This window comes from Parabacteroides faecis (assembly GCF_014647375.1).
In the GTDB taxonomy this organism is placed as follows: domain Bacteria; phylum Bacteroidota; class Bacteroidia; order Bacteroidales; family Tannerellaceae; genus Parabacteroides; species Parabacteroides faecis.
This window is the reverse complement of sequence record NZ_BMPB01000001.1, coordinates 248,800-261,624: the sequence shown is the minus strand read 5'-3', so window position 1 is coordinate 261,624 and position 12,825 is coordinate 248,800. Positions and strand designations below refer to the sequence as shown.

General features: G+C 43.0%; 10 protein-coding genes. 5 read left to right on the top strand and 5 right to left on the bottom strand.

The window, feature by feature from the left end; genetic code table 11:
• The first annotated feature begins 319 nt into the window (after nt 1-319).
• The gene (locus tag IEY67_RS00835) at nt 320-862 is read left to right on the top strand and encodes a hypothetical protein (protein ID WP_183670432.1); all 543 of its coding nucleotides are present in this window, start codon (nt 320-322) and stop codon (nt 860-862) included.
• Between the two features lie 10 nt (nt 863-872).
• Here IEY67_RS00835 and IEY67_RS00830 read toward each other — a convergent pair whose 3' ends face one another.
• The gene (locus IEY67_RS00830) at nt 873-1,508 is read right to left on the bottom strand and encodes an HAD family hydrolase (protein ID WP_183670434.1); all 636 of its coding nucleotides are present in this window, start codon (nt 1,506-1,508) and stop codon (nt 873-875) included.
• Between the two features lie 107 nt (nt 1,509-1,615).
• On the opposite strand from IEY67_RS00830, the gene IEY67_RS00825 reads away from it, so the two are divergent.
• Nucleotides 1,616-2,392, top strand: a complete 777-nt coding sequence (locus IEY67_RS00825) for a nitrilase-related carbon-nitrogen hydrolase (RefSeq protein WP_122375644.1) — start codon at nt 1,616-1,618, stop codon at nt 2,390-2,392.
• A 7-nt stretch (nt 2,393-2,399) separates the two neighbouring features.
• Here IEY67_RS00825 and IEY67_RS00820 read toward each other — a convergent pair whose 3' ends face one another.
• The gene (locus IEY67_RS00820) at nt 2,400-3,227 is read right to left on the bottom strand and encodes a permease (protein ID WP_183670435.1); all 828 of its coding nucleotides are present in this window, start codon (nt 3,225-3,227) and stop codon (nt 2,400-2,402) included.
• 1,061 nt (nt 3,228-4,288) lie between these two features.
• Between IEY67_RS00820 and IEY67_RS00815 the strand changes: the two genes are divergently transcribed.
• Entirely contained in the window at nt 4,289-7,333 is a 3,045-nt protein-coding gene (locus tag IEY67_RS00815; protein ID WP_229800920.1) for a SusC/RagA family TonB-linked outer membrane protein, read from the top strand.
• A gap of 24 nt (nt 7,334-7,357) precedes the next feature.
• Entirely contained in the window at nt 7,358-9,016 is a 1,659-nt protein-coding gene (locus IEY67_RS00810; RefSeq protein ID WP_122353178.1) for a RagB/SusD family nutrient uptake outer membrane protein, read from the top strand.
• A gap of 51 nt (nt 9,017-9,067) precedes the next feature.
• Here the strand turns inward: IEY67_RS00810 and IEY67_RS00805 are convergent, their stop codons facing one another.
• Nucleotides 9,068-9,832: a DeoR/GlpR family DNA-binding transcription regulator gene (locus IEY67_RS00805; protein ID WP_229800919.1), complete on the bottom strand. Its 765-nt coding sequence runs from the start codon at nt 9,830-9,832 to the stop codon at nt 9,068-9,070.
• 211 nt (nt 9,833-10,043) lie between these two features.
• Here IEY67_RS00805 and IEY67_RS00800 point away from each other — a divergent pair, with 211 nt between their 5' ends.
• Complete coding sequence (locus IEY67_RS00800; RefSeq protein WP_183670436.1) at nt 10,044-10,559, top strand: 5' nucleotidase, NT5C type; 516 nt, start codon at nt 10,044-10,046, stop codon at nt 10,557-10,559.
• 94 nt (nt 10,560-10,653) lie between these two features.
• On the opposite strand, the gene IEY67_RS00795 is transcribed toward IEY67_RS00800, so the two are convergent.
• Nucleotides 10,654-12,243, bottom strand: a complete 1,590-nt coding sequence (locus IEY67_RS00795; RefSeq protein WP_183670437.1) for a S41 family peptidase — start codon at nt 12,241-12,243, stop codon at nt 10,654-10,656.
• 23 nt (nt 12,244-12,266) lie between these two features.
• Nucleotides 12,267-12,728, bottom strand: coding sequence for a pantetheine-phosphate adenylyltransferase (coaD, locus tag IEY67_RS00790; protein WP_183670595.1), 462 nt, complete (start codon nt 12,726-12,728; stop codon nt 12,267-12,269).
• Nucleotides 12,729-12,825 lie beyond the last annotated feature (97 nt).

The following is a 12,825-nucleotide window of genomic DNA, read 5'->3' as shown; positions in this document are numbered from 1 at the left end:
GTTTAATGTTGTGTGTTTCCTATCTTTCTTCTTATTTCTTAAAATGATTATTTAAAATTAATTAAAACATAAGGGCGTTTTACTTATTTGTCTGCAATATTGTTACATTTGTGCGTGACATACCTGTTATCAATAGATTTATGAAATTCGATAATTGCAAAATAATAGGGCCGGCTCCTGTTGTTTGTATTTGAAGTCAATAATATCCACAAGTAAATTAAACTAAGCCTATAAAAAGAATCGATCGTGTTTGATGGGGTCTCATAGAAACCATATGAGGATTGTAATTTCGCATATTTCTAATTAATACTCAAACATTATGAAAACAAGAATAATCATTATCAGCTTTTTCTTTTGCTTATTCATGGGGATATCTTTTTGGTGTGGAGCTACAACGCACTTGTCCGGCAGTCAGTCGGCCGATTCCGTTTTATGGAAACAACAACTGGATGCGATAATGAAAAATACGGTTGAATATCACCTTGAATATGTCCTTACAGATTATAAATACCTCGGCAAGATTTCTACGGAAGAGGATCTGGAGAGGGTTAAGCTTGCGATACTTGATGGTACAGGCTATCCTGCTGAAGCGTATGGGAAAACAAGATTGGTGAGTTTGAAAGAGTTCTCTTCTATTGATAAAGAAAAGGCAGAAAATATCAGGAAAGATGTAAAGAATAGTTTGGATCAAATGTTGCTGTTGCGTCTTGGACTGGAAGAAGTGGAATTAGAGTGGACATGCAATGGCACTATTTATAAGACCACCTGTGTCGTTTCCGACACATTAGGGGTCCTCTACGAAAATGTTTTTATGAATAGCTTTATGACTGGCCAAACAAAGACGACAGTACGTAGTTATTAATGTCTCAAATTTATATATCTATGTCTTTTAAGTTGGCGATGACTTTGGATTCACTTTTTAAAAGATCATAACTGTTATGTCCACCGGCATAAAGAATACATTTTATCCCTAATGTTTTTGCTACTTCTGCATCATGTACCGTATCTCCGATTATAATTGCTTTGTCGGGATTCAGGGAGTTGTCTTTGATCAGTTTCTGTCCGATCCCGACTTTACCGGTTGCACAAATATCTTCTGAACCGTATATCCCTTTGAACTTATCTGTTAAATGGAAATGGTCGAGCATACGTAACAGATCGTTTTTTCCAGCGGCAGATAATATGTATTGGTCTATGCCTTTTGCGTTTATCGAGTCCAGTATAAAAGGGGCGTCGGCATTTAATTTCAGACAGCTTTCGTAACTTTTATAAAGCTCCATATATTCGGCTGAAATTTCTTCGATCGATTCTTTACTAAAGTCGATACCTATCCGGATATGAAACTGTTTGACCGGGAAGCAGAATATATCTTTATAAGTATGTAAATCCAGCAGAGGCAAGTCCCTTTTTAAAAGCATTTTGTTGATAACCTTGACATTCGCATCTACATCATCCAGCAACGTCCCGTTCCAATCCCATATTAAAGTCTCTGTCTCAGATAGATTCATTTTTTTAGAAGCAAAGATATATAGATTCCCGCTATAATCCTGTACTTCCGGTCATATAGTGATGTATTATTTTTCTATATTTGCGACCGTCTCTTAATTCTGAATATATGAAATATTTGTTCGTTGCCTTTTTTGTACTGGTTAGCATTGCCATCCCGGCCCAAAATAAAGAAACCTGTCGCGTTGCTTTGGTGCAGGCTCATCTTGCATGGGGAAACGTGGAAGCAAATCTGGATGCTTTTCAGAAACGGGTGGAGCAATGTAAAGGTTGTGACGTGATCGTATTTCCCGAACTGTTTGTTTCCGGTTGTGAAATGAAGAAAAAGGATAAAGAAATAGCGGTGCAGAACAAAGATGAGGTGGCGAGCTATTATCCGGCAGTTATCGGGAGGATGCAAGGATGGGCGGCAAGTAGCAACGCATTGGTGATCGGCTCTACGATTTATAAGGAAGCAGGGAAATTTTATAATCGTTTACTGGCTGTGTTCCCGGATGGGCATTATGAGCATTATGACAAGCATAATTGTTTCAGGAAAGGTAGTTTCTCTCCGGGGGAAGGGCAGTTGGTACTTCATTGGAAGGGACATCGTTTTGCCACTTATATTTGTTATGATCTCCGTTTCCCGGACTGGAGCCGGAATGACGACCGGTATGATACGGCGATCTATATTGCTAACTGGCCGGAGTCGCGCCGTGACGATTGGAACCGTCTTCTCCGTGAACGTGCCGTTGAGAACCGGGCGAATATCATTGCCGTCAACTGTGCCGGAACCGATCCTACCGGTATCATCTATGCAGGCGACTCCTGTTTACTCACTCCCCAAGGAGAAACGGCAGGAGAATGTGAAGCCTACAAAGATGATATACGGATTGTCGGGTTGTGACTGCCGGTTAGTATTTTATCTCCATACTCTCGTTCCCATTGTCTACCGATACCGGATATGACTGCTTATTGTAAGCATATTTATAATGTATGGTTTGGGTGTTCCCGGTCTCACCATCCGTTATAGTTTCTTCCGTAAGTGTGTTTTGGTGGCTGAGGTATTGGCGGGGATATACCCCTGTTGAATATAAACTTTTCTGGAACCAGAAACCGAAGAACCATGACGGCAGTTCCACCTGGCTCATTGAACCGGGTTGATTGTTGTATGTAAAGGTATGGGTTGTAATAAGCTTCGAATCCTCAAGGCTGAATATTTCGAGCTTTGCCAGGTTCTTTGTCGACGGGTCGAAGGTCAGTATCGAATAATTTCTCCCATCTCCTATCTTCTTATATCCTTCGCCGGTCATTTGAAATGCACCCAGGTCCGTTATTTTGATCGGTAATCCGTTTTCGTCCAGTTCGATTTCCTGATTATAGGAAACGTCCATGCTCGGTTCTCCACCCTGTTTTACGATGATTTTGTTTCCTTCCTTCTCAAAATCGACAAATCCATGTCCGTCTGCGATATTGGGGTCTGCAGGAGGGGCAAAGGAGACACCCTGAAATTCGTTTCCTTCATAATTGAAGGAGGTGGTGGAACCGTCTTTTTCCATCATCTTCAACAGTTGATTACCGGAATACGACAGGTAGATCGCTCGGTTGTCTGTTTTAAATGCACTGGGAAGGCCGTCTTTACCGGTAAAACCAAAACCTTCGCTGTCATTATCGCACGAAAACAGGCAAAAAGCTGCTGCAATCAAAGTTGTTGATACAAGAGTACGGATGAATCGTTTCATACTGATTTGTTGTTAATGTCTTTATCAATATGATGCTATCATAAATTGAATAGTTGCATCTCAGGAAAAAAACATAAGTATTCAATGCAAGATACATAAGTATTTGATTTGGAAAACATACGTATTTGTCGTTAAAAACATACGTATTTTTTATCTCTCCCATAGCATTTTATTTATTACCTTTCATCCTTCAGTTGGGCTGTGGGTATTGTTTCTCAATACTGTCGTACTGAAACATGGAACGTTACTCAAAAAAAACAGGTAGTTATTCAAAATAAATGGGTAAGCACCCGTCCGGGATTCGGCAGGTGCCGGAAAAAAGGTCCTATGTTTTGAAATGTTAAGTCAGGACTTTTGAATGCAAAGCATAGGTGTTTTGTTGTCAAAGCATATATGTTTTGAAAATGGTATTTTTATAGTGTTGTATCATTTTATTCACCCTTCAGTTGAAATGATTGTTTTTCAATGCAGATGGTTGGCTGAAGGCTGAAAGGATATCTGAAGAAATTTCTCCGGAGGACAGATTTCTTTTATTCTTTTTAATAATAAATAGTCTCTCTCTCGCCGAGATTCAATTCTTCTCTTTATATTTGTGGCGTGTCTGAACGGGCAAAGCGTTGCCGCTTACACAAATTTATTAGAAAACATAAGCGTTTAAAGATATTATCCAGGCTTCGAAATCTCGACAATTTCAGCAACAGTGGATGATAGACAACTTCAAAACGCTCATGTTCTTTTCCTTGTTATATACATCTACGGGTATATTGTATCCGTGGGTCTATTATAGGTAAAGAGCGTGGGCTGTTGTTTATACCTCTGTTGCGGGCAGTCGAGAGCCTAGAAGCCAGGTACGATCAACAGTTCCCACGCTTCTTTATTTATTAACTATCCACTTGGGGAATTGATGGATACCTTAAATCTAACTCCAGCATGAATACAAACTTATGCAAAGAGGTGTTTCCCTACATCAGAGGCCATACAATGTAACATGTCGCAAATGCAGATAGAGATATCATGCACTTTTCAAACACATTAGTATTGTTACATTAAACTTATTACAAATGAAAAAGTCGTTACAAATGATCCCGCAAAGATCGCATCATTGGAAGTTGATGGTGTTATTTTTGTTTCTGGGGATCAGCGTTGGTTATGCTGCCAACGAGGAATTGCCATCTGTCGGCAAAGTGGAAACAAGCGTAAACAGTAGCCCCGGTATTACCGATGACAGGTCCTGGACTATCCAGGGGCAGGTTTTTGAACAATCCGAACCTCCTTTACCTTTAGCCGGAGTAAATATCTCGATCAAAGGAACCCAGCTGGGAACGATCTCCGATGCGAGCGGATACTTTTCCATGAAAGCAAAGAGAGGGGATATTATTGTTTTTACTTATTTGGGTTTTAAAAATTATGAGTATGTTGTTTCACGTGCTATCAGCAATCTGAATGTCTCGCTTATTGAAGATGTCGAAGCGCTGGACGAAGTCGTGGTGACCGGTTTCTCGGAAGAGAAAAAACTGAACTCTATTTCTTCTATTTCCTCTCTGGACGTTTCTGCCAATCTGTCGAGTAAACCGGTGACTTCTATGTCGCAGGCATTGCAGGGAGGTATAACAGGGCTTTCTGTCAATCAAGGATCGGGGTTACCCGGAGCTGATGCGGCAACTATTAAGATCAGGGGTGTTTCCTCTTTGCAAACGAACAATGATCCGTTGGTCCTTGTAGATGGTGTTCCGATGGATATGAACAATCTTGATCCGACGACGATTGAAAGTGTTACGGTGTTGAAAGATGCCGCCGCTGCAGCTATTTATGGAGCACGTGCGGCAAACGGGGTGATTGTTATCAAAACAAAGCGCGGTACTCCCGGGAAAGTCAATGTCTCTTATAACGGATACTATGGTATTCAACAGGCTACTTATCTACCCGAGTTTATTGACGGGGCAGGATATATGGAAATGGTGAATGCTGCGAATGTGAATATCGGCGGTAATCCGGTTTATTCGCAGGAAGCGATCGACAAGACGAGGGATGGTTCCGATCCTATTAATTATCCGGATACGAACTGGACCGATTTCCTGTTTAAGAACGGTTCACTTCAAAGCCATTCCGTGTCGGTTTCCGGTGGTGGTAACCTGGCACGTTTTGCGTTGACCGCCAATTATCTGAAAAATGACGGTCTGGTACAGAATACCAATTCCGATCGTCTGAATATCCGTGCCAATACCTCTGTCAGTCTGTTGGATAACTTGTCGGTAAACATGGACTTTAATTCGTACCGGACGAACAGGGAGAAACCTCTGTTTGATAATGGAGGTAATATTTTTACTTATATTTATTCAACTCCACCCAATACGGTGATCCGCTATCCGATGAAAGAAGGAAACGATATCGTCTATTATGGGAATCGTCCGGAACAGCGTAATCCGGCTGCAATCCTGGATCGTGGCGGTATCCGTACCAATCTGGAAGATAATATAAGTATCAATATTGCTCCGCGCTGGGAGGTCATACCGAAGTTGATCCTTAGAGGACAATATTCATACCGTATCAGCAGTAGTGCGCAGCGGGATGAACGGAAAGCCTATAACTTTTTCGATTATAACTCCGGTGCGTTTCTCCAGACATGGGGAGCTTCCTACTCTGCGTCCAAGGACCGTTCCAGTTATTACTATATCGGTGCGACGGCTGAATATACCTGGGAAAAGAAAAAACATCGTTTATTCGGTATCGGGGGTTACAATCAGGAGCTGACTAATAATGGGGATTGGGACCGCTGGTCGATGACTTCTGTTTTTGCCAAAGTCAACTATACATTCGACCGTCGTTATCTGTTGGAAGGAACGATCCGCCGGGACGGTTCTTCCCGCTTCGGTAAAGGAAATAAGTTCGGAGTATTCCCTTCCATTGCTGCCGGTTGGAACCTGCATGAAGAAAGTTTTATGAAACCTTTGAAGGAACAGGTAAATGAATTCAAGGTAAGGGCTTCATACGGGTTATTGGGAAATGAGAATATCGGGTTGTATAAATATCAGACGTTGATCGATGCAGGCAACGGAAATGAAACAGTTTTCGGTAATCCGGATATTACCTGGGAAACAGTCCATATGTTGAATATCGGTGCTGATATTCGTCTGTTCAAAGATTGGACCGTTACATTCGATTATTATGACAAGCTGACAAAAGATATGATCATCACTCCTCCTATTTCTTTTATCGGCGGAACAAGTGCGGCCCCTCTTAATTCCGGAGAAGTAAGGAACAGGGGTTGGGAATTGGATGTGAATTATGGAAAGCAGTATAAAGCATTCGGATTCAATGTACATGCCGGCTTATCACAGAATAAAAATAAGATCGAATCTTTGTTCGGTGCTCCTTATGACAAAGGCGACCGTATTCATCAGGTTGGCTATGCATTAAACAGCTACTATGTTTATCCCACGGAAGGTCTGTTGCAAGAGAGTGACTTTACGAAAGATGCAGATAATAAATGGGTTCCTAAAGAGGGTGTTACCATCTTTGACGGTCAACAGCCCGGTGATATCAAATATAAAGATGTATCCGGACCGGATGGAAAGCCTGATGGAAAGATTACGACAGACGACCGGGTTATCCGTGGGGATGACCAACCCGATCTGAACTATTTTGCCAATATATCATTGAATTACAGAAAGTGGGACTTTGAGATTCTTTTCCAGGGTGTTACCGCTGTGGATGCTTACTATAGCGAGCCTTATTCCTTTGGCCTGAATGTGTCCGGTGACGGGCAAACTCCGCTGGCTGTCCAGACGGATTACTGGACTCCGACCAATACAGACGCCCGCTATCCGAGAATGGCTCCGAATTCTACCTATGGCAGTAATTATCATACGTCTGATTTCTGGCATTTCAATGCGAGTTACTGTCGTGTGAAATATATTCAGTTGGGTTATACTTTCGATCAGTTGGGATTGAAAAAGATCGGTATTTCTAATATCCGGTTATATGTGAATGCACAGAACCCTTTCACTTTTGCACAGGAGAAACTGACAGACCCGGAAAGCCGCGGACAGAGAGGTTCTTATCCGTTAGTAAAGACTTATTCGGCCGGTGTCAGCCTGAATTTCTAATTAAAAACTTCAAAAACAGAATATATGAAACTGTATAATAAAATAAATCCGAAAGCATTTCTGCTTACGTGTCTGCTGCTGGTTTGCAGTAGCTGTTCAGACTTCCTGGAGAAGGATCATCCGACCGGTGTTACCGATGATGATTTCTGGAAAACAATGAATGAGTGTGAGAACGCATTAGGACAATGCAAGCTGTGGGTGAAAGGTGCATACGGTGGGGATGAACTCGGTCTGGTGTTTCTTGAAGGGGCAACCGACAATATGTATTTTCAGTCGAACTTTGAACAGCGTATCGTTAGCTTAGGGAACGGATCGCTGGTTCCGCCTACCGATAATAATGCACCTTCTTCATGGGAATCGACATTTAATAGTTGGAAGAATTATTATCTCCGCATCCGTCGCTGTAACCGTTTCCTTAAATTTGTAGATAACGCTTATTTTGCAGATGAAAAGGAGAGATCACGTATGAAAGCTGAGATCAGGGTTTGGCGTGCCTGGTATCATATTCGTTTATTATGCTGGTATGGTCGAAATGATGGTATTCCAGTAGTCGATACGGATTTAACTCCAACTGAAATTTATAAACCGCGTAATACGGTTGAGGAATGTCTGGATTTCATTAATAAGGAATTGGATATGGTTATAAACTCTAATGACCTGGAATTTCTATGGGATGAAGGACGCCGCGACCGCATGTCGGTTTCTTCGGCTTTGGCATTGAAGATGGACGTAAACCTGCAATTCAAGAAATATGATGTAGCTAAAGAGGCTGCAAAGAAACTGATGGATTCGGGTAAGTTTGAATTGTATTATTCAAGTGCGACAGATGACGATCCGGGTAAGAATTACCGGGATTTATTCCGTTACGTCGGCGAGCAGAACAAGGAACGTATTATGTTCAAAAGCAGCGGTCTGGATAATATCTGGTTCCGTAATATGGGGACACCGCTGGGCGGACAAGGTGTATCTGCTGTCTTGAAGTCGTTCGTCGATGCCTATGAAACGATGGACGGCAAGACAATCCAGTCGTTGCCGGCGGATGAAAAGCTGAAATATGAGAAAGATCCTTTATATAAACCCAGAGATCCCCGATTGTATGCTACTGTATTTTTGCCGGGTGACAATACGACTATCTCTAATTATACGTATGAGCCTTTTAATGAAGACGGTAGCGATTATGTTGGTAAGACGGGGGCTGTCCGTTCAGGATATATGATGAAGAAATTCATTGATGAACAGGATCGTGCTACCGGAAACGGTAGTCTGGATTATCCGCTTTATCGTTATGCGGAGGTTTTGCTCGATTATGTGGAATGTTTGGTTGAGAGCGGCGACTGGCAAAATCCGGATGTAGAAAAATATATCAATATGATCCGCCATCGTGCCGGAATGCCGAATATGGATAAAAGTGTGTATAATACGCAGGAGAAAGTTCGCGAATTATATCGTCGTGAACGCCGTGTGGAACTTTGTTTCGAAGGGAAACGCTACGATGATATACGTCGGTGGGGCATTGGTGCGGAAGTAATGAACGGACCGATTTATGGAGCATGGAACCCGAAAGATAATGCGTTCGTAACAATTGAAAATCGTACTTGTACATTTCCTAAATATGATTCGTGGCCGCTTCCTCAGACAGAAGTGACATCGAATCCGAATATCAGTCAGCCGACAGGTTGGTAAAAGTAAAAGGGAAGTGCCCAATGGGACGGGCACTTCCTTTTCATTTTTTTCTTATAAAACCTTATATGAATAAGCCGGCCAATTCTCCCTGATATACTCTTTCTTGTTATCTTCCGTGACCAGATAATCTATATCTCCCAGCGAAGCAACATGATAAGCTTCTGCCGTATTCAGTTTATAACTGTCCGCCAGGACGATCCGTTTCCGTGCCCGTTCTATCATACATCGTTTTATCATGGCCTCTTCCCGGTCCGGGCAGGTTAATCCTTGTTGGGGATGCACATCGCTGATTCCCAGGATCAGCCAGTCCGGTCTTATCGTTTGTAATGCCTGGAAGACGGAAACTCCGAGCGTGACCTGGGAAGAAGGGAATACTTTCCCTCCCAGAAATATCAGGTCGAGCTTGGGATGGTTGAATAGCGTGTTGACTATCGGAAAACTGTTCGTATAAACCGACAGAGGAATATCGGTCGGGAGTTGCTTGGCGACTTCCAGGTTGGAGGTTCCCCCGTCCATCAGTAGGATATCTCCGGCATGGAATAACGGGATAACTTTGGTTGCCATCTGCTGCTTGGCGGCTATTCCCGTGTTCAGCCGGTCTGTAAATTCGATAGGAATACCGGATTTGGCGATTGCTCCTCCGTGTACCTTGGTCAGTAAGCCCCGTTCGTCCAATTCTGTCAGGTCACGACGTAAGGTGTCGTCCGACACACCCAGTTCTGCACTTAGTGCGGTAATATAAATCCTGTAATTCTGATTTATGCGGTTTAATATGTACTGATGTCTTTCTTCTTTTAGCATATATCCGAGAATCATATATTGCATATTACCGCAAATATACATATATTTCGTAGTAACAAGCGCCGGTTATGAGATATTTTATTTCTATTTGCGGACTTTTGCGTATTGTGTGATTCTTCTTTTGAATTCCTGCAAATTTGCAGGAAACTCCGCAATCGGATTTTAGAAGCTGGCTGGTTACATTTTGGAAAATATGATTGTTTAATTATTAATAATTCTAAAAAGTATGAAGTCACAGGTATTAGTAGACATGGATGGAGTTCTGGCGGATGTGTATGGCCAGTTTATTAAAATGGAATATAGAGATTCCGGTATCCGGTTAAAAAGGGAAGATTTGTGTGGAAAATCAGAAGAAGAGGCTTTCCCTTCATTTAACAGACATGTGAGGGAAGCCGGTTTTTTCAGGACAGCCCCTCTTATGGAAGATAGTGTGGAAGGACTGAAATTGTTGAATGATAAGTATAATGTCTTGATCGTTTCCTCCGCAACCGAATTTCCCGGTAGCCTGATCGAAAAGCAACAATGGCTGAACGAACATTTCCCGTTCATCACCTGGGAGCAAATGATCTTTTGCGGACGTAAGGATAGTATAAAAGGAGATATTATGATCGACGATCATCTGAAGAACCTTCGGTATTTTGAAGGCCGGAAGGTGCTGTTCAGTCAGCCGCACAATATGTGTGTTCAGGATCAAATGTATCAGAGAGTGACAGGGTGGAAGGATATTATGGAGATGTTGTGAAAAAACAATCGTGTCAGTAAAGTATTTATACACTTTGCTGACACGATTGTTTATAAAGCGGAGAAGATGTCTGTCTCCTTTTATTGTTTGTCTCTTATCTTCCCAGTTCCTTATTATAAACAGCCTCATCATTAATAATACGAAGAGCCTCCTTGAAACTTTCGTTATCGTCGTTGATGATCTGGAAGTATTCGGCCATATCGTACAGGTCGCGGGCAATCAATGCCTTTATCTGAAGGGTAATAAGCGGTTTGGAACGGTTGTATTGTTCTTCGTTGAACTCGATCTTTTCACCTTTACCCAGTTCGATCAGTTCCTGTAAGGTTTCTTCGGGAACAACGAAATCTTTCTTGTACTGGCTGAACTTCGGATAATTCTTGACCATCGCGGCACGGTTACGGTCCAGATAACTCATGGAAACGCGGTTTACCAGTCCGCTGGCTACCAGATTACGGTGGTAATCGGTATAGCGGGTCGTATCGACCGGGATAAATACGTCGGGCATGATACCACCGCCGCCGTAAACGATGCGTTTCGTTTCCAGTGTATTATATTTCATTGAATCCGGGAAATGGATGCTGTCGGCACTCATCAGTTCGCCACGGTTATAGCGGTCGATCAGGTCGTGCTGGTAGTCTTCCAGTTTACCGTTCTCATAGTGTTTCTGGATGCTTCGTCCGGTAGGCGTGTAATAACGGGCTACCGTCAGACGGATCATCGAACCGTCCGGCATAGGGATCGGTTTTTGTACCAGCCCTTTACCGAATGTACGGCGGCCGACAACTACACCACGGTCCCAATCCTGTACCGCACCGGACAGGATCTCGCTGGCAGAAGCAGACGATTCGTCTACCAATACCACCAGGCGACCTTCTTCAAAGTTGCCTTTAACAGTTGATTTTGCTTCATCGCGTGGCTGTTTGCTTCCTTCCGTATAAACGATCAGTTTGTCTTTATCCAGGAATTCATCTGCCAGTTCGATGGCGATATTGAGATAGCCTCCGCCATTTCCCTGCAGGTCGAGGATCAGGTTCTTCATTCCCTGTTTCTTCAGCTTGGCAAGAGCGTCACGGAATTCGTCGGCCGAAGAAGCGGCAAAACGGTTCAGTTTGATATATCCGGTCTGCTTGTCTGCCATATAGGCGGCATCCAGGCTGGTTACAGGGATCTTACCACGGATGATCTTGAATTCGATCAGCTCCGGATTCTTATTACGTAACACCTTTATGCTGACCTCGGTCCCTTTCGGTCCCCGCAGGCGTTTCATGATGTCCGTTGTTTTCATTTTAACACCGGCAATCAATGTATCGTCGACCATGATAATACGGTCGCCGGCTACCAGGCCTACCTTTTCGGAAGGACCGCCGGGTATTACCTGGATAACATATAATGTATCTGTCAGCATATTGAACTGGATACCGATGCCGTCAAAATTCCCTTGCAGCGGTTCGGTCATCTCTTTTGTCTCTTCCGGATCCATATAGTTGGAATGCGGGTCCAGTTTTTCCAGCATACCGGTGATTGCATCTTCCACCAGCTTGGAATCATCCACCGGATCTACGTACAGATTCGAGATAGCATATAATGCCATGGATAATTTGCGGGCATCCTGATTCGGTTTCTGGGCCACTGCCGTCGTGATGGCGATCATCAGGGCGAGCAGGGATACTACGATTCGTTTCATTTTAATCTTTGTTTCGTAAATAGTCAATATAAGTTGGTTCCCTTCGGAACGAACAGTGAAATATCTTTGCCATACCGCAACAGTTCGCGTACAATGCTGGAACTGATGTGAGTATGTTCGGGTTCTGTAAAAAGAATGAACGTCTCGATACCACTCAGTTTGCGGTTGACATCGGCGATGCTCTTCTCGTATTCGAAATCGTTGACGGTACGGATGCCTCGCATGATAAATTCGGCGCCGACTTCTGTGGCAAAATCGACAGTCAGCGAGTTGTACGACATTACTTTTACCCGTGGTTCGTCTTTATAAAGGCTGCGGATGGCTTCGATCCGTTTTTCGAGCGAGAAATATGTCTGTTTCTTGTCGTTGATACCGATAGAAATAATGATCTCGTCGACCAGTGCCAGCCCGCGGCTTACCAGCGATTGATGCCCGACCGTAAAAGGATCGAACGTTCCGGGGAAAAGGGCGATACGCTTATTCAGTTGACAGTTGACAGTTGACGGTTGACAGGTTTTGTCACGGTCTATATTCTCTACACTGTTCTGATTATTGCGCATAATATCTTTATTTTCCATATTT